Source organism: Rhodanobacter soli (assembly GCF_040548735.1).
Lineage (GTDB): Bacteria > Pseudomonadota > Gammaproteobacteria > Xanthomonadales > Rhodanobacteraceae > Rhodanobacter > Rhodanobacter soli_A.
This window is the reverse complement of sequence record NZ_JBEPSD010000001.1, coordinates 2,193,618-2,211,483: the sequence shown is the minus strand read 5'-3', so window position 1 is coordinate 2,211,483 and position 17,866 is coordinate 2,193,618. Positions and strand designations below refer to the sequence as shown.

15 protein-coding genes are annotated in these 17,866 nt (G+C 67.1%); 6 read left to right on the top strand and 9 right to left on the bottom strand.

Annotated elements, in window-relative coordinates; genetic code table 11:
* Nucleotides 1-83: 83 nt before the first annotated feature.
* Genes ABIE04_RS09970 through ABIE04_RS09960 form a run of 3 tightly spaced genes read right to left on the bottom strand, consistent with a single transcriptional unit; the run spans nucleotide 84 to nucleotide 2,556 of the window.
* Complete coding sequence (locus ABIE04_RS09970) at nucleotides 84-1,232, bottom strand: COX15/CtaA family protein (RefSeq protein ID WP_354549426.1); 1,149 nt, start codon at nucleotides 1,230-1,232, stop codon at nucleotides 84-86.
* A complete protein-coding gene (locus ABIE04_RS09965) occupies nucleotides 1,232-1,801 on the bottom strand; it encodes a hypothetical protein (RefSeq protein ID WP_354549422.1) in 570 nt (189 codons plus the stop codon). The genes ABIE04_RS09970 and ABIE04_RS09965 overlap by 1 nt, the downstream gene beginning before the upstream one ends.
* 8 nt (nucleotides 1,802-1,809) lie before the next feature.
* Nucleotides 1,810-2,556 (bottom strand): SURF1 family protein, encoded by a 747-nt coding sequence (locus ABIE04_RS09960; RefSeq protein ID WP_354549418.1) that lies wholly within the window; start codon nucleotides 2,554-2,556, stop codon nucleotides 1,810-1,812.
* Nucleotides 2,557-2,615: 59 nt separating this feature from the next.
* On the opposite strand from ABIE04_RS09960, the gene ABIE04_RS09955 reads away from it, so the two are divergent.
* Entirely contained in the window at nucleotides 2,616-2,831 is a 216-nt protein-coding gene (locus ABIE04_RS09955; RefSeq protein WP_354549414.1) for a twin transmembrane helix small protein, read from the top strand.
* 221 nt (nucleotides 2,832-3,052) lie between these two features.
* Here the strand turns inward: ABIE04_RS09955 and ABIE04_RS09950 are convergent, their stop codons facing one another.
* The 5 genes from ABIE04_RS09950 to ABIE04_RS09930 all read right to left on the bottom strand — a co-directional run bounded on the left by ABIE04_RS09950 (nucleotide 3,053) and on the right by ABIE04_RS09930 (nucleotide 7,314).
* On the bottom strand, nucleotides 3,053-3,940 hold the full coding sequence (locus ABIE04_RS09950) for a cytochrome c oxidase subunit 3 (protein ID WP_354549410.1): 888 nt from the start codon (nucleotides 3,938-3,940) through the stop codon (nucleotides 3,053-3,055).
* A gap of 103 nt (nucleotides 3,941-4,043) precedes the next feature.
* Nucleotides 4,044-4,184, bottom strand: coding sequence for a hypothetical protein (locus tag ABIE04_RS09945; RefSeq protein WP_354549407.1), 141 nt, complete (start codon nucleotides 4,182-4,184; stop codon nucleotides 4,044-4,046).
* Nucleotides 4,185-4,245: 61 nt separating this feature from the next.
* Nucleotides 4,246-5,862 (bottom strand): cytochrome c oxidase subunit I, encoded by a 1,617-nt coding sequence (gene ctaD, locus ABIE04_RS09940; protein WP_354549402.1) that lies wholly within the window; start codon nucleotides 5,860-5,862, stop codon nucleotides 4,246-4,248.
* Nucleotides 5,863-5,941: 79 nt separating this feature from the next.
* Nucleotides 5,942-6,856, bottom strand: a complete 915-nt coding sequence (gene coxB / locus ABIE04_RS09935; RefSeq protein WP_354549398.1) for a cytochrome c oxidase subunit II — start codon at nucleotides 6,854-6,856, stop codon at nucleotides 5,942-5,944.
* 20 nt (nucleotides 6,857-6,876) lie between these two features.
* Complete coding sequence (locus tag ABIE04_RS09930) at nucleotides 6,877-7,314, bottom strand: DUF2244 domain-containing protein (RefSeq protein ID WP_354549849.1); 438 nt, start codon at nucleotides 7,312-7,314, stop codon at nucleotides 6,877-6,879.
* A 247-nt stretch (nucleotides 7,315-7,561) separates the two neighbouring features.
* Between ABIE04_RS09930 and putA the strand changes: the two genes are divergently transcribed.
* Nucleotides 7,562-10,717 carry a bifunctional proline dehydrogenase/L-glutamate gamma-semialdehyde dehydrogenase PutA gene (gene putA / locus ABIE04_RS09925; protein ID WP_354549394.1) on the top strand — a complete coding sequence of 1,052 codons (3,156 nt, stop codon included), beginning with the start codon at nucleotides 7,562-7,564 and terminating at the stop codon, nucleotides 10,715-10,717.
* Between the two features lie 51 nt (nucleotides 10,718-10,768).
* Here the strand turns inward: putA and ABIE04_RS09920 are convergent, their stop codons facing one another.
* Complete coding sequence (locus ABIE04_RS09920; RefSeq protein WP_354549390.1) at nucleotides 10,769-11,602, bottom strand: acid phosphatase; 834 nt, start codon at nucleotides 11,600-11,602, stop codon at nucleotides 10,769-10,771.
* A 127-nt stretch (nucleotides 11,603-11,729) separates the two neighbouring features.
* On the opposite strand from ABIE04_RS09920, the gene ABIE04_RS09915 reads away from it, so the two are divergent.
* The 4 genes from ABIE04_RS09915 to ABIE04_RS09900 all read left to right on the top strand — a co-directional run bounded on the left by ABIE04_RS09915 (nucleotide 11,730) and on the right by ABIE04_RS09900 (nucleotide 17,861).
* The gene (locus tag ABIE04_RS09915) at nucleotides 11,730-12,815 is read left to right on the top strand and encodes an AraC family transcriptional regulator (protein ID WP_354549386.1); all 1,086 of its coding nucleotides are present in this window, start codon (nucleotides 11,730-11,732) and stop codon (nucleotides 12,813-12,815) included.
* Between the two features lie 129 nt (nucleotides 12,816-12,944).
* Nucleotides 12,945-14,180: a parallel beta-helix domain-containing protein gene (locus tag ABIE04_RS09910; protein ID WP_354549381.1), complete on the top strand. Its 1,236-nt coding sequence runs from the start codon at nucleotides 12,945-12,947 to the stop codon at nucleotides 14,178-14,180.
* Nucleotides 14,181-14,212: 32 nt separating this feature from the next.
* Nucleotides 14,213-15,328 (top strand): SO2930 family diheme c-type cytochrome, encoded by a 1,116-nt coding sequence (locus ABIE04_RS09905; RefSeq protein WP_354549377.1) that lies wholly within the window; start codon nucleotides 14,213-14,215, stop codon nucleotides 15,326-15,328.
* Between the two features lie 67 nt (nucleotides 15,329-15,395).
* Nucleotides 15,396-17,861 (top strand): TonB-dependent receptor, encoded by a 2,466-nt coding sequence (locus ABIE04_RS09900; protein WP_354549373.1) that lies wholly within the window; start codon nucleotides 15,396-15,398, stop codon nucleotides 17,859-17,861.
* Nucleotides 17,862-17,866: the final 5 nt, after the last annotated feature.

Sequence of the window (17,866 nt, the reverse complement as noted above, 5' to 3'; positions counted from 1 at the left end):
GACCGCTCCCGTGGAAGGGGGCGGTCATGGATGCAACATCCTGCGAAAACGAGCTTCCCCGGCCACCGGCCACCTGTCAATGGTCAGAAAGTCATGCGCCGCTGCGTGCGCGCCAGCGTGGCCAGCAAGGTAAACAGCAGCAGGGCCGCCACGCCATTGTGCGCGGTCGCCACGGCCAGCGGCAGGCCGAAGTACACGTTGCTGATGCCCAGCAACACCTGGCCCGCCAGCGCCAGCGCGATCGCCAGGCCGCACACGCGCAGGCCACGCCGCGCTGTCCTGATTGACAGCCAGCCGAGATAGCAGAACACCACCAGCGCGCCGAGCCGGTGCGCGATCTGGATCGCGCTGCGCGCGGCCATGTCGAGCACGCCGCCCTCGTAGTTCACGCCGATCCCGCGCCATAGCACGAAGCCTTCGCGGAAGTCCGTCGGCGGCGCCCACTGGCCGAGGCATTGTGGGAATGAGCCGGGGCCGTAGCCGCAGGCCAGGGCCGCGTAGTTCGCCGAGGTCCAGCCGCCCAGCGCGATCTGGCAGACCAGCAGCACGACACCGATCGCCACCAGCCGGCGCAGGTCGGCGTGGCGTTCGTCCGCCGCCGCCACGCCGGCGAAACGCAGCGCCGCGTATGCCAGCAGCGCGAACGTGGCCATGCCGCCGAGCAGGTGGCCCATCACCACCACCGGCTTGAGCAGGAGCGTCACCGTCCACATGCCGAGCATGGCCTGGAAGATGATCACCGCCAGCGCCAGCACGCAGATCTTCCACGCGCCGGGACGCTGCAGCCGGATCGCGGCGAACAGCGGCAGCGCGATCGCGCAGGCCGCCAGCGCGGACGACCACACATGCTCGCCGCGCATGTACAGGCCCACCCCGAGCGCCGCGAACACCGCGCCGCCGACCACCGCCAGCAAGGTGCCGCGCCGGCGCCAGCCGGCGATCAGCGCCAGCAGCAGCACCAGCACGCCGAGCGTGCCGGCGAGGAAGCGATGCACCTGCTCGCGCCAGGCCTTGTGCGCCTCGTACGGGCGATCCGGGAACGCCGCGTCGGCGTGCGCCACCGCCTGCGCGTGCTGCGGCCAGGTCACCTGGCCGTAGCAGGTCGGCCAGTCCGGGCAGGACAGGCCCGCGTTGGACAGCCGCACGAACGCGCCGAACATCACCAGCCCGAACGCGAACACCGCCGCGAACAGCGCCAGCCAGCGCAATACCCGCAACGAGTGCGGCGACATCACTTGATCACCTTCTGCAAATCCTTGCGCAGGCCGGACGGATCGAACCCGGCACGGTACAGCGACAAGGCCGTGCCGTTGGATTCCACCAGCACGGCGCTGACGCTGTCCGGCGTCGTCGGCCGGTAGCCTGCCAGCTTGCCGTCCACGTCCTGGCCGAGCTGCCAGTAGTTGCGCATGCCGGCACCGGCGTCATTCACCGGTGGTGCGCCCAGGTACAGCAGGCGCAAACGCGACTGGTTGCGATTGAGCGTGACCCGTGCGGCCGCCATCTTGGTCAGCGTCGACAGGCATTGCGCGGCGCAGTCGGGGCCGGCCAGCGCCACCAGGGTCAGCCGCGGCTCGCTGTCGCGCCAGGCGTAGGGCTGGCCATTGGCCAGCTCCACACGCAGCTGTTCGTCGACGAAATTGCGCTGCGGCAGGATCGGCTCGCCGTTGCCCTTGGTGCCGGGCTGCCAGCCGCTCCAGCTGAGCAGGCCGGCGACGATCATCGGCGCGGCGAACACCAGCGCGATCAGCAGCAGGAATATCCGGCTCTTGCGCACGGCGGCGGGATCAGCGGGCTTCATCGGATTCATCAACCTTCATCGGATCGGGATTGGCGCGGCTTGCGCTTGCGATGCACGACCAGCAGGATCACCACCGCGGCGAGCGCAAAGGTGAACCACTGGAACGCATAGGCCCGATGCCGCGCCGGCGGCATCGAGGAGAAATCGAGGGTGTGCACGCGCTCGTAGATCGCGGCCGGATCGGGATCCAGCGCCAGCAGTCGCGGGTACAGCGGGTGGCCGAGGTCACGGGCGACTTCCGCCGGGTCCAGGAAGATGCCGGTCTTCGGCCACCGGGTCTGCCGCGCCAATGCGTTTCCGCCCATCTCGAAGCCGACCGGCGGTGGCGGTACGTACAGTCCTTGCAGGCTGACCTCGCCCGTGGGCAACGGTGGCAGCTGCGGGGTCTTGCCGTTGCCGTTGCCTGGCAGGAAGCCCAGATCGACCAGCAGCAATTGCGGATGGCCGGCCAGCGCCAGCGGTGCGAACACTTCCACGCCACCGCGGCCATCGTGCTTCGGGTTGTCCAGCAGGTACAGCCGATCGGTGAGGTAGCGGCCGCTCACCTGCACCCGCGGAAAACCGTCGGCCGGCGGCGTTTCGGCAACCTTGGCGAAGTCCTGCAGCGGCGCGCCTGCCGATGCGGCATACCGCCGCAGAAGTGCCTCCTTGAAGTCGGCACGGTGCAGTTGCCAGACGCCCAAACGCACGAACAGCAAGGCTCCGGCCACGGTCAGCAGTAGTGCCCACCACGAAGGACGGCGAAACCCGTTCACGCCGGGCGCCTGCCAGCGGCCGTTATACTGACCATGTCGAACTGGATCGGATCAATCACGTGGAAACCGTCTACAAATACGTGCTGGTGGGGTTGCTGCTGTTGGTGATCTTCAGCCTCGGCCAGGCGCTGTACTTCATGATGACCGACAAGGACGACGACAAGCGCACGGTGTGGGCGCTGACCCGCCGCATCGGCCTGTCGCTGCTGTTCATCGCCATGGTCGCGTTCGGCATCTGGATGGGTTGGCTGCATCCGCACGACGTCGGCCAGTGATTGTAGCGGCTGTGCCGTCGCGGCGCCCCGTCCGCGACAAATCGCGCGGCGCGGGTAGTCTCCGCCACTGACGTTCGAGATGGATGCGCCTGCAACAAGAAAGCCCGCCAATGGCGGGCTTTCTTGTTGCAGATCACGCCGTGATTTCCGTGAGTCGCGCGGCTCTTGTGAAGAGTCCGGCCCAGACGGCCGGTCCTGCTCCTCGCGAGACGGACCTCGCGTCAAAGAATATAGACGAACATGAACAGGCCGAGCCAGACCACGTCGACGAAATGCCAGTACCAGGCCACCGCCTCGAAACCGAAGTGATGATCCTTGTTGAAGTGCCCCTTCAGCACGCGCAGCCAGATCACCGCCAGCATGATCGTGCCCAGGGTCACATGCAGGCCGTGGAAGCCGGTCAGCAGGAAGAAGGTCGAACCGTAGACGCCGCTGTGCAAGGTCAGGTTCAGTTCCTTGTACGCCTCCATGTACTCGTGCGCCTGGAAGTACAGGAAGGTCGCGCCCAGCAGCACGGTCAGGCCCAGGAACAGCAGGATCTTGCCGCGGTGGCCGGCACGCAGCGCATGGTGCGCGATCGTCACGGTGACGCTGGAGCTGAGCAGGATCAGCGTGTTCAGCAGCGGCAGGCCCCACGCCGGCACGGTACGGAACGCGCCGCCGGCCTGCTCCGGACCGTTGCCGCCATTGGCGCCCCAGGCGGCGGTGTAGTCGCTCCACAGGAACTCGTGGGTCAGCACGCCATGGCCATGGCCGCCCAGCCACGGCACCGAGAACATGCGGATGTAGAACAGCGCGCCGAAGAATGCGCCGAAGAACATCACCTCGGAGAAGATGAACCACATCATGCCCATGCGGAACGAGGTGTCCACCTGGTGGTTGTAGCTGCCGGCGAGCGATTCGTTGATTACCGAGCGGAACCAGCCGAAGAACATGCCCAGCACGCCGAGCACGCCGATGGTCAGCACGGTCTTGCCGAAGCCGGCCTCACCGGGCTCCGCGTTCAGCCAGTGCGCGGCACCGAACACGGTGATGAACATGACCACTGCGGCCACAATCGGCCAGGAGCTCTTGGCCGGTACGAAGTAAGCGTCGTGCTGCTGACCCATGGTGTAACCCCGTGGATTTCTCTTGATGACTTTTGCCCCGTCATGCCGCCCGGGGAACTGCATGCCGGTCGTCGAACCCGACCGGTTGGAAAAACATGTATTGCTACTTCATCAACACTATCTGCACGAACGAGATCAGGAAGAAGAACAGCACGATCGCGACCAGCACCGTCACGGTGCGCCGCACGCCCTTGCGGCGATCGTCGTCGCCGTCGGTTGCGGGGTGATTCGTCTGTTGCGTCATGATCCGGGTCGTCCTGTTGCGACCACCCCGGCCATGCGCGGCCGGGATGTCGCGGCAATGATCAATCGTTCACGTGGCCGTGCGCCAGTTCGTCGTCGTGGATCACCGGCGGCACTTCGAAGGTGTGGTGCGGCGCCGGCGACGGCACCGTCCACTCCAGGCCCTTGGCGCCTTCCCACACGCGGTCGGTGGCCTTCCTCTTCGAGAAGAACGCGCAGTGGATCAGCACGCCGATGAAGATCAGCTGGGTGGCGCCGAACAGGAAGCCGCCGATCGAGCTGATCATGTTGAAGTTGGCGAATGCCACGTTGTAGTCGGGGATGCGGCGCGGCATGCCGGCCAGGCCCAGGAAGTGCTGCGGGAAGAACAGCACGTTGACCCAGATCACGCTGTTCCAGAAATGCACCTTGCCCCAGAACTCGCTGTACATGTTGCCGGTCCACTTCGGCAGCCAGTAGTAGGCGGCCGAGATGATCGCGAACAGCGCACCGGTCACCAGCACGTAGTGGAAATGCGCCACCACGAAGTAGGTGTCGTGGTACTGGAAGTCGGCCGGCACCAGCGCCAGCATCAGGCCGGAGAAGCCGCCGATGGTGAACAGGATGATGAACGCCAGCGAGAACAGCATCGGCGTCTCGAACGTCATCGAACCGCCCCACATGGTGGCGACCCAGTTGAACACCTTCACGCCGGTCGGCACCGAGATCAGCATGGTGGCGTACATGAAGAAGATCTCGGCGCCCAGCGGCAGGCCCACCGCGAACATGTGGTGCGCCCACACGATGAACGACAGGAACGCGATGCAGGCGATGGCGAACACCATCGCCTTGTAGCCGAAGATCGGCTTGCGTGCGAAGGTCGGCACCACTTCCGAGATGATGCCGAACGCCGGCAAGATCATGATGTAGACCTCGGGATGACCGAAGAACCAGAAGATGTGCTGGTACAGGACGGGGTCGCCGCCACCGCCCGGGTTGAAGAAGTTGGTGCCGAAGTACTTGTCGGTGAGCAGCATGGTCACCGCGCCGGCCAGCACCGGCATCACGGCGATCAGCAGGAACGCGGTGATCAGCCAGCTCCACACGAACACCGGCATCTTCAGCAGATCCATGCCGGGCGCGCGCATGTTGAGAATGGTGGCGATGATGTTGATCGCGCCCATGATCGAGCTGATGCCCATCAGGTGGATCGCGAACACCACGTAGGCCAGCGAATCGCTCTGCAGCGCCAGCGGCGGATACATCGTCCAGCCGCCGGCCGGGCCGCCGCCGGGCAGAAACAGCGTGGACAGCATCAGCAGGAACGCGAAGGGCAGGATCCAGAACGACAGGTTGTTCATGCGCGGCAACGCCATGTCCGGCGCGCCGACCATCAGCGGGATCATCCAGTTACCCAGGCCGACGAAGGCCGGCATGATCGCGCCGAAGATCATCACCAGCGCATGCATGGTGGTGAGCTCGTTGAAGAAGTACGGCTCCATCAGCTGCATGCCGGGCTTGAACAGCTCGGCACGGATCATCATCGCAAAGCTGCCGCCGATGAAGAACATCGTCAGCGCGAAGACCAGATACAGCGTGCCGATGTCCTTGTGGTTGGTGGACATGCACCAGCGCTGGAAGAAACCTTTCGGCGCGCCGTGGTGATCGTCGTGCTGATCATGGGTGGCTGCGTAGGACATGGCCTTGCACCTCTAACCTGAAATATTGAATGCGACTGCGAAAAAACGTGTGCCTGGAATGGCCGCGGACGAGGAGGGATCAGCCCTGCTTGCCGGCTACCGGAGCGGCGACCTGCGCGGTTTGCGGTGGTGCCGCAGCGGGCGCGGCGGACTGCGCCTCCTGCTCGGCCAGCCACTTGGCGAAATCCGCCTTGGACTTGACCACCACCACGATCGGCATGAAGCCGTGATCCTGGCCGCACAGCTCGGCGCACTGGCCGCGGTAGGTGCCGGGCGCAGTGAAGTTGGCCCACGCCGCGTTGATGATTCCGGGGATCGCGTCGATCTTCCAGCCGGTGGCCGGCACCCACCAGGAATGGATCACGTCGCCGCTGGTGATCACGAAGCGGATCTTGGTGTCGACCGGCACCACCAGCGGCTTGTCGACGTTCAGCAGGTAGGTGCTTTCGTCGCCGACCTTGACCGCGAACGGATCCATGCCCGAGCCGAGCTGGCGGGTCTGGTCGCTCTGCGAATCGAGCTTGGACATGAAGCCGACCTTGTCGATCGACTTGCCCATGTAGTCGACATAGTCGTAGCGCCACTTCCACTGGTAACCGGTGACCTTGACGGTCATCTGCGAACCGGTGGTGTCGGCCCAGGTGGTGAGGCCACCGGTGGCCAGGTAGGCCAGGGTGATCAGGATCAGCACCGGGATGGTGGTCCAGATCACTTCCACCGTGGTGTTGTGCGACCACTTCTCGGCCACCGCGCCACGCGATTTGCGGAAGCGGAACATCGCGACGAACATCGCGCCGAACACCAGCACGCCGATCACGGTGCACACGGCCAGCGAAATGTTGTTGAGGTGGTACGGCACCTGCGACCAGGTGCTCGCGCCGCGCTCCATGTTCAGCTGCCACGGACCGGGGGCGGCCAGGGCCACGCTGCCGAACGACGCAAGGGCGAGAGCCGCCGCTGCCGTGAATGATCGCCTGATGCCGCCAGATGTCATGTCTTGCACCTTTGTTGAACCTACTTGCGTGGCTGGTTGAAGTCGGCCAGCAACACCATGAGTTTCTTCGACAGCTCGACGCGCTCCTGATCCGCCAGGAAAACGCCGATCTCCAGTTCGCGTCCGTGCGATGACAGCAGCAGGCGCTGGCGCCCGTTGCCCGGCTCCAGCAGCACGCGCACCCAGTACGACTGGAAACGCATGCGGCGCCGGCCCGGCAGGGATTGCACCTCCAGCGACGAAGCGTCGAGGGTGATGCGCTCACTACGGTCGCCGGCCCGCCAGGCCACGCTCAAGGCGATGGCCACGGCGGCGGATTCCACCAGGGCAAACAGCGGAGCGAACACATTCCCCTGCCACGCACCCAGTCCAGCCGTCATCAGCACCAGCGCTACCAGAACCACGATCAGTCGACGCAGACCGCGCCGGCTGAGCGCGCGATTGGGCTTGAGCCACATCGTCACGCGAGGCAAGCCGGCGGTAGCTGGTCGAAGCACGATCATGGGGATCCGGCGTGCCTGGAACGCCGGAATGATAGGCCGCGGCGGCGCAACGGGCAAGAATGTCGCACCGGCTTGACCTGGATCAAGCGATCAGGCTACGCCGCCGAACCGCCTTTCGACGGCGCCCCGGCTCCCGCGAATCGCACGGCACGCGTACAATTCCACGTTTACCTCCGCATCCGCGGATCTTTGCGATAGACCCGTGACCCAGCCCATTCTCAGCCCCGAACTCCCCGTCGACAGCACGCCCGCGCGCGCGCGCATCACCGCCGCCTGGCTGCGCGACGAGACCGAAGCGGTCAACGACCTGCTCGCCCAGGCCACTCTGCCCGCGACCGAGCGCGAGCAGGTGATCGACCTCGCCGCCGGCCTGGTTTCACGCGTACGCGTACGCGCCAAGGACCAGAGCGCGGTCGAATCCTTCATGCGCCAGTACGACCTGTCTTCCGAGGAGGGCGTGCTGCTGATGTGCGTGGCCGAGGCGCTGTTGCGCATCCCCGACAAGGCCACCGCCGACAAGCTGATCCGCGACAAGCTCGGCGATGCGGACTGGAAGAAGCACCTGGGCCAGAGCGAATCGCTGTTCGTCAACGCCTCGACCTGGGGCCTGATGCTGACCGGCCACCTGGTGAATCTCGCCGAGGACACCCGCCACGACGTCACCGGCGCGCTGAAGCGGCTGGTCGGCCGCGCGGGCGAGCCGGCGATCCGCCTGGCGGTGCGCCAGGCGATGCGCATCATGGGCCACCAGTTCGTGATGGGCCGCAGCATCGACGAGGCGCTGGACCGTTGCGCGAAGAAGGAATACGCGGTGTACCGCTACTCCTACGACATGCTCGGCGAGTCGGCGCTGACCAGCGAAACCGCCGAGCGCTACCAGCAGGACTACCGCGACGCGATCGCCGCGATCGGCGCACGCGGCCCGTTCGCCAACCACACCGACGCGCCGTCGATCTCGGTGAAGCTGTCCGCGCTGCACCCGCGCTACGAGGTGGCCAAGCGCGAACTGGCGCGGCGCCAGCTCACCGAGAAGCTGCTGGAACTGTCGCAGCTCGCCATGAAGAACGGCATCGCGCTGTCGGTCGACGCCGAGGAAGCCGATCGCCTCGAACTGTCGCTGGACATCCTCGGCGACGTCTTCGCGCATCCCTCGCTCGAAGGCTGGAACGGCCTGGGCATCGTGGTGCAGGCGTACTCCAAGCGCACCCCGTTCGTGATCGACTGGCTGATCGAGACCGCACGTGCGGCAAATCGTCGCTGGTACGTGCGCCTGGTGAAGGGCGCCTACTGGGACGCCGAAATCAAGCGCGCGCAGGAAAACGGCCTGGCCGGCTACCCGGTGTACACGCGCAAGCCGAACACCGACGTGTCCTACCTGGCCTGCGCGCGCAAGCTGTTCGATGCCGGCAACGAACTGATCTACCCGCAGTTCGCCACCCACAATGCGCACACCATCGCCGCCGTGCATCACATCGCGCGCGGCCGGCCTTTCGAGTACCAGCGCCTGCACGGCATGGGCACCGACCTGTACAGCGAAGTGATCGGCAAACAGAACCTCGACGTGCCGTGCCGCGTCTACGCGCCGGTCGGCACCCACGAAGACCTGCTGCCGTACCTGGTGCGCCGCCTGCTCGAGAACGGCGCCAACACCAGCTTCGTCAACCGTGTGGTTGACGAAACCCTGCCGGTGCGCGAACTGGTCGCCGACCCGTGCGAAACGGTGCGTGCCTTCGCTTTGATCCCTCACCCGCGCATCCCGCTGCCGGTCAATCTGTACGGCGAACTCCGGAAGAACTCCATGGGCATCAACTTCTCCAACGACAACGAACTGAAGGCGATGGCCGACGCGGTCAGCGCCAACGCCGGCCCGTGGACCGCCGGCCCGCTGGTACCCGGCGCGACAGCCAACGGCCCGACCGTGCAGGTGACCAACCCGGCCGACCGCCGCCAGACCGTCGGCAGCTATGTCAGCGCCGACAGCGCCACCGTCGACAAGGCGCTGGGCAACGCGGTCGCCGCCCAGCCCGGCTGGGATCGCCTGCCCGCCGCCAGCCGCGCCGCGATCCTCGAACACGCCGCCGAGCAGCTCGAAGCGCGCCGCGGCGAGTTCATCGCATTGTGCGTGCGCGAAGCCGGCAAGAGCCTGCCCGACGCAATCGCCGAGATCCGCGAGGCGGCCGACTTCCTGCGCTACTACGCGACCATGTCGCGCCGCCTGTTCGGCCAGCCGGAGCAGTTGCCCGGCCCCACCGGCGAGAGCAACCAGCTGTTCCTCAACGGCCGCGGCGTGTTCGTCTGCATCAGCCCGTGGAACTTCCCGCTGGCGATCTTCCTGGGCCAGGTCAGCGCCGCGCTGGCCGCCGGCAACAGCGTGATCGCCAAGCCAGCCGAGCAGACCTCGCTGATCGGCCATGCCGCGGTGAAGCTGCTGCATGACGCCGGCATCCCGCTCGACGTGCTGCAGTACCTGCCCGGCGACGGCGCCACCGTCGGCGCCGCGCTGACCCGGGACCCGCGCGTGGCCGGCGTCGCCTTCACCGGCTCCACCGACACCGCCTGGGCGATCAACCGCGCGCTCGCCGCGCGCAACGCGCCGATCGCTGCGCTGATCGCCGAAACCGGCGGGCAGAACGCCATGATCGCCGACTCCTCCGCCCTGCCCGAGCAGATCGTCAAGGACGTGATCGCCTCGGCGTTCCAGTCCGCCGGCCAGCGCTGCTCCGCCGCGCGCGTGCTGTTCGTGCAGGAAGACATCGCCGACAAGGTCTGCACGATGCTCACCGGCGCGATGGCCGAGCTGAAGGTTGGCGACCCCGGCCAGCTGTCCACCGATGTGGGCCCGGTGATCGACGCGGATGCGCTGAAGATCCTCACCGACCACGCCGCACGCATGGATGCCGAAGCGAAGAAGATCGGCGAAGTCACGCTGGACCCGGCGACCACGGCGCACGGCACGTTCTTCGCTCCGCGCGCCTACGAAATCCCCTCGCTGACCACGCTGACCCGCGAAGTGTTCGGCCCGGTGCTGCACATCGTCCGCTGGAAGGGCAGCGAGCTGGCCCGCGTGGTCGAGCAGATCAACGCCACCGGCTACGGCCTCACCCTGGGCGTGCACAGTCGCATCGACGACACCGTCGAGTACATCGCCAGCCACGCGCGCGTCGGCAACTGCTACGTCAACCGCAACCAGATCGGCGCGGTGGTCGGCGTGCAGCCGTTCGGCGGCGAGAACCTGTCCGGCACCGGCCCCAAGGCCGGCGGCCCGCACTACCTGCTGCGCTTCGCCGGCGAACGCACGCTCACCATCAACACTACCGCGGCCGGCGGCAACGCCTCGCTGCTGACGATCGGCGAGTAAGTTGGCCAGCCCGTGCCGTGACGCGACCGGCGCCACGGCACGCGGCTTCGATCAGTAAGGCGTGGTGCTGATAAGCGCCTTCTCCGCCATGCACTGCCCGGCATCCATGGTTGCCGCCGACTGGCGATACGCGGCCAGCTCGCGCCGCGCCGATTCCGCGTCTTGCCGGAACGTCGACGACGCATGCAGCGCCGCCACCACGATCGCGGCGTTCATCGCGCCGGCCTCGATCGCGCTGTAGTTGTGCGCGCCGCAGACCACCCGGCTGTCGGCGTAGGCGCGGGCGCGCAGGTCGATGTCGGTGGCGCGGTCCGGCGCCAGCTCGGCCAGGATCAGGCCGATCGTCCAGCCCAGCGCGGCCTGGCCGGACGGATAGTCGAAGCTTTTCGCCAGCTGCGGCTTCGACTGGCAGACCGCGCCGTCGTCGATCTGGAACGGACGCTGGCGCCGGTTCGCCTGCTTCACCGGCGTGTTGACGTGGTCCGCATCCGCGCCGGCGCGGTCGAGCAGGTTCACCAGTCGCGGCAGTTGCGCCGCATCCAGCGGCACACCGACGGCACAGCTGAAGCCGCGCAGCATCGCCGGCGTGGCGCCGTCCGCATCGCTGGTCGCCAGCGTCCAGCGCGGTGTGCCTTGCAGTTGGCGGGTGGCCTTGAAGATCTGCCGATCCGCTTCGTAGCGGGCGGAGCCGGCTTGCGGTGCGGGCGGCAGCACGCCGGTGGTCCGCGGCCGCTGCGCCGGCGCCAGATAACCGACCGGTTCCTTCGCGCTGCCGGCAGCCGATGATGCCGGCTCCTCGCCGTCCGCACAGCCAACGAGAACCACGGCGGCGGCCAGGATCAGGCCGAAGCGGCACGGCCTCCGGCGTCGAATGTGCTGCTGCATGCGTGTGTCCTCCAGCGCGGGCGACGCGGATGTTGTGCGGCGCGCAAACGGCACGGCGTGCACGCATGCTATAGAAACCCCTTGTCGCTGGCCTGTGCCAGCCGAGCTACGTCGGAGCATTCGCAACATGGCACGTCCCGCCGGCATGATCGGCCCACCACCTGCCGCCGGCGCGTCGCTGGCGAGCGACGACCCGCGTTACACCGCGGCCGAGTTCCCGCCGAACAAGCTGCTGTACCTGGTGCAATTGGCGGATGCGCGCGGCATCGACAGCCGCCCCTGGTTCGCCGGACTGGCGCTGAACCGCGCGCAGATCGCCGACCCCGCGCTGCGCGTGTCGTATCGTCAGGCCGGCAGCTTCGTGCGCCGCGCGCTGCAGGCGCTGGACGTACCCGATGCGGGCTTGCGCATCGGCCGCGAGGGCACCATCGGCGGTTTCGGCCTGCTCGGCCTGGCGATGATGACCTCGCGCACGCTGGGCGACGCGATGTTCGCCGGCATCGCCCATCACAAGATCTGCGGCTGCCTGCTCGACGTGGGCGTCGAGCCGGTCGGCGAGCGCGAGGTGGCGCTGGTGGCATGGCCGCGCTTCGGCGACACCGAACTGATGCCGTTCTTCTGCGAGGAACTGTTCGCCAGCTGCCTGATGATCGCGCGCGAACTGGTCGGGCCGGAACTGCGCCCGCTGCGCGTCGAACTCGCCTATCCGCAACCGGCCTATGCCGCCGAGTACGCCACGCTGTTCGAGTGCGCGGTGCGCTTCGGCGCGACACGCAACCGGCTGGTCCTCGATGCCCAGTGGCTGGCCCGTCCGCTGCCCGGCTACAACCCGCTCACCGCGAAGCAGGCGCTGGCGTTGTGCGCGCAGCAACGGACCCCGGACGGCGGCGAGCCGCACCAGGAAATCGTCGCCGCCGTGGAACGGCTGCTGCGCAGCCAGCTGCCGCAGCAGCCGAAGCTCAACGATGTGGCGCGCACGCTCAACCTCAGCGAGCGATCGCTGCGGCGCAAGTTGGCCGAGAGCGGGCGCATCTTCCGCGAAATCCACGACCGCGTGCGCGCCGAACGCGCGCTGCAACTGCTGCAGGCCGGCACGCTGAGCGTGGCCCAGGTCGGCAACGAGGTCGGCTTCAGCGACCCGCGCGAGTTCCGCCGCGCGTTCAAGCGCTGGACCGGCATGCCGCCACAGGACGCCCGCCGCGCCACCGCCTGACGGGCCGATTTCGCCCTTCTGGCCGTTTTGCCCCCCAACCCTTGGCCGTTTTGCCCTCCCCCTTGGTGGTGGATTGAGGGACAGTGGACCCATTCGCGGCATCCGATCCGAATGGGGAGTCCAAAGATCATGCGCAAGCTGTTCATCAGCGTGGCCATCGCCGCCGCGCTCGCCGGTTGCGGCAAATCCGAACCGGCACCGCAGAACGCGACCGACGCCGGTTTCGAGGCAAAACTGCAGGAGCAGCTTCTGGACGCCAGGCCCGGCAGCGTGATCGAGATCCCGGCTGGGCACTACGCGCTCAAGCGCGGCCTCAGCCTGCGCACCGACGGCGTCACCCTCCGCGGCGCCGGCATGGACAAGACCGTGCTGTCGTTCAAGGGCCAGGTGGTGGGGCCGGAAGGCCTGCTGGTGAACGCCAGCGACTTCACCATCGAGAACCTCGCGCTGGAAGACACCAAGGGCGACGCGCTGAAGATCAACCAGGGCAGGAACATCACCATCCGCGGCGTGCGCGTGGAATGGACCGGCGGCCCCAAGACCACCAACGGTGCCTACGGCCTGTACCCGGTGAAGACGCACAACGTGCTGATCGAGAATTCGGTGGTGATCGGCGCCTCCGACGCCGGCATCTACGTGGGCCAGTCTGACAACATCATCGTGCGCAACAACCGCGCCGAGTACAACGTGGCCGGCGTGGAGATCGAGAACTCGGTGCACGCCGACGTCTACGGCAACACCGCCACCAACAACACCGGCGGCATCCTGGTGTTCAACATGCCGAACCTGTCGCAGGAAGGCCACAGCACCCGCGTGTTCAAGAACAAGGTGTACGCGAACAACACCGGCAACTTCGCCGCCAAGGGCGCCGCGGTGGCCAGTGTGCCGGCAGGCTCCGGCGTGGTGGTGAATTCCAACGACAAGGTTGAGATCTTCGACAACGACATCGCCGACAACAAGACCGCCAACCTGATCGTGGCCAGCTACTTCTCCACCAACTACTACAACACCCGCGGCGTGGCGCCGAGCTACAACCCCTACCCGAAGGGCATCTTCATCTACGGCAACCGGCTCAAGGGCGGCGGCGATTCGCCGGACGGGCTCAAGCTGAAGACGCTGAAAACCGCGATGTACGGCCTCACCGGCCACTTCCCGGACGTGCTGTGGGACGGCTACGTCGATCCGAAGAGCCTAGTCGACGGCCTGCCACCGGCGAACGACCGCATATGCATCCAGGACGTCAACGGCGTGATCAACGCCGACGGCCCGCACGACTACAAGAACCCCGGCACCGACATGAAGCCGTACCAGTGCACGCTGCCCAAGCTGCCGCCGGTGGTGCTGGACCCGGAACCGAAGGCATGAGGGTAATGCAGTCCGCACGACACGCATGGCCCTTGCTCGCCCTGTTGCTGCTGGCCGGCTGCCAACGCGGCATGCCGCCGGTGGCGTTCCACGCCGACGGCCGCCCGCCGAAGCTAAGCGACTGGCACGTGGTCGAGGTGCACGACGGCAAGCTGCAACTCAACGACGGCGTGGTGCCGTACGACCTCAACACACCGCTGTTCACCGACTACGCGCACAAGCTGCGCACGGTGTGGATGCCGAAGGGCACGACGGCGAAGTACCACCCCACCGACACGCTGGACTTCCCGGTCGGCACGGTGATCAGCAAGACGTTCTATTACCCGCGCGCGGCCGATGGAAAGTTCGGCGACGTGGCACGCAACGACGACTACTCGCGCGACTTCGCCGGCCAGGGACTCGACTTGGCGAACGTACGCCTGATCGAGACGCGCATCCTGGTGCACCGCAAGGATGGCTGGGCCGCGATCCCGTACGTGTGGAACGACGCACAGACCGAAGCCACCCTGGCGCGCACCGGCGCGGTGCTGCCGCTGACCCTGGTCGGCGCGGACAACGCGCGCGAGGACTTCAACTACGTGGTGCCCGACGAGAGCCAGTGCCAGAGCTGCCACGCACAGGACTGGATCGACCGCAAGGTGCACCCGATCGGCCCGAAGGCGCGCCACATCAACAAGGACTACCACTACGCCGATGGCAGCGCGAACCAGCTCGAACATCTGGCCAGGCTCGGCTACCTCAGCGGCCTTCCGGCCCTGACCGAGGTGCCGCGCGACGCGAACTGGGAAGACACCCACGCTACGCTGGACGCGCGTGCGCGCGCCTACCTCGACATCAACTGCGGCCACTGCCACAACGCGAACGGCGCGGCGAACACCACCGGACTCACGCTCGACGTCGGCACGCCGGAAGACCGCCATCTCGGCATCTGCAAGCCGCCGACCGCGGCCGGCCAGGGCACCGGCGACCACTTCTTCGACATCGTGCCGGGCCAGCCGGACGAGTCGATCCTGCCGTACCGGCTGTCGTCGAAGGAGCCGGGCGTGATGATGCCGGAGCTCGGCCGCAGCACCGTGCACCGCGAAGGCGTGGCATTGATCAAGGCGTGGATCGCGGCGCAGCCGGGGAGCTGCGTGGCGATCCGCTGATTCCGCACATGACACCTGCGCGCGACTGCCCGCAGCCGCACGATCCGATGCAAGGGGAGAGCACCGAATGAGCATGCGTCAACGTCCACTTTCGATCAGCCTGCGCCGGCTGTTGTTCGGCGGCACCGCCCTGCTGTTGCTGGGCGGCCCACTGCTCGCGTTCGGCGCCGACGCGCCGCCGCAGGATGCCGGCGAACAGCAGCCGGCGAACGATCCGGCCAAGGGCGTCACCCAGCTCGGCAAGATCACGGTGACTGCGCAGAGCCGCTCGCAGGAGATGCAGGAGGTACCGATCCCGCTGCAGATCGTCACCGCCAGGCAGGTCGACATGCTGGCCGCCACCGACCTGAGCAAGATGAGCCTGTTCGTGCCCGGCCTGGTCGTCGGCGGCGATCAGCCGACCCAGCCCAGTTATCAATTGCGCGGCATCAGCACCGACGACTTCGGCATCGGCACCGAATCGGCCGTGGGCGTGTACATCGACGGCGTCTATTCGGCGCGCTCCGGCGCGGCCCTGCTCGCGTTCAACGACATCCAGCGGATCGAGGTGCTGAAGGGCCCGCAGGGCACCCTGTTCGGCCGCAATGCGGCGGCCGGCGCGATCTCGATCATCACCAACGAGCCGAGCGACCATTTCGAGGGCCGCGTGCGCGCCCGCGTGGGCAACTATGGCCGGCAGTACCTGGACGGCCTGGTCAACGTGCCGCTCAACGACGACATGGCGCTGCGCTTCAGCAGCTACAGCAACCGCAGCGACGGCTGGATCAAGGACGCCGCCAGCGGCCAGCGCTACGGCGGCGACCACGATTTCGGCACCCGCACGGTATGGCGCTGGAATCTCTCCGACAACACCCGCGTGCTGCTGTCGTGGGATCTCGAGAACCTCAAGCAGCTGCCGAAGCCGGCGATCGGCCTGATCCCGTTGTCGAACGATCCGCAGCAGCGCCCGCCGTACCCGCCCGATCCGGCGAGCTACCTGAACCCGTTGCACGCGCCGCTCTACAACGACGCGGTCGGCGCGGTGGAGAAACGCAAGTTCGACGGCGCCACGCTGAGCGTGGACCACTCGTTCGCCTGGGGCAGCCTGATCTCGACCACCGCCTGGCGCCGCTTCGACACCGAGAACCGCGGCGACTACGACGGCACCAACCACATCGTCAGCTACCTGGACACCGCCAACCTCGAGCACAACGCGAGCTGGTACCAGGAATTCAAGTTCAGCGGCAGCAACGACCTGACCGACTGGGTGGCCGGAGCCAGCTATTACGACGAGCGCGCGCGCCAGACCAGCCAGACCAACGTGTTCACCGACAGCATCGACACCCTCGCCGGCAACGTGATGGGCGTGGGCCATCCGCTGACCGACATCAGCAACGGCCTGGCCGCGATGGGCCTGCCGTACACCCTGCTCGGCGACCCGTGGCACGAGGCGATCAGCAACACCGGCCGCTTCAAGGCCTACGCCGCGTTCGGCGACGTGATCTGGCACCTCAACGACCGGCTCAACCTCACCACCGGCATCCGCTACACGCGCGACCAGAAGGCCTTCTCCTGGTACAACATGCCGCGCCGCGCCGACGAGTTCGATGCCACCATCGCGGGTCTGGCGCAGGCCGGCGTCATCGACATGCTGCCGCCCGAGGCGCAGTACGCGCTGGCCGCGTTCGGCGGCAACATCATCTTCACCGACGCGATCGGCATCCCGGTGCAGTTCGACGACAGCTGGAGCGACTTCAGCCCGCGCGCCGTACTCGACTACAAGTTCACCCCGGACGTGATGGGCTACGTCTCGGTCACCAAGGGCTACAAGGCCGGCGGCTACAACAGCGTGCAGGTGGGCTCGCGCTTCGAGCCGGAGAAGGTGTGGAACTACGAGGCCGGCCTGAAGACGGTGTTCCCCGAACAGCACCTGCTGCTCAACGGTTCGGTCTACCACTACAAGTACAGCAACCGCCAGTCGCTGACCCTGGATCCGAACACCGCCGGCTCCGGCGTGCCGCGCTACCTGGTCAACAGCACCGACCAGGAAGCGCGCGGGGCGGAACTGGAACTGCAGTGGCAGCCGCTGACCGACCTGCAGCTGGGCTTCACCGGCGCCTATATCGACGCCACCTACAGCAAGGCCGTGGCGGCCTCCGGCGTCGACCTGTCGGGCCAGCCCACCGGCGAACCGAAGTTCTCCTTCGCCGCCAGCCTCGGCTACACGTGGCATGCGGTGGCTGGCGGCGACCTTGCGTTCAACCTCAATCATGCGTTCCGCGGCGAATCGCGCTGCAACCGCGACTCGCAGTTGCAGGGCACCTGCCAGATCAGCCCGAACTTCAGCACCGGCAGCAGCCAGCAACGCACCGATGCGCGGCTGGACTGGAGTTCGGCGAACGATCACTGGGGCGTCGCGGTCTATGCCAACAACGTGTTCGACAAGCGCTACGTTACGGGGGTGAGCAACATCTCCGCCAGCGTGTTCGGCACCCCGTACGCCAGCATCACGCCGCCGCGCATGGTGGGCGTGGAGCTGCGTGCGAAATTCTGAGAGCC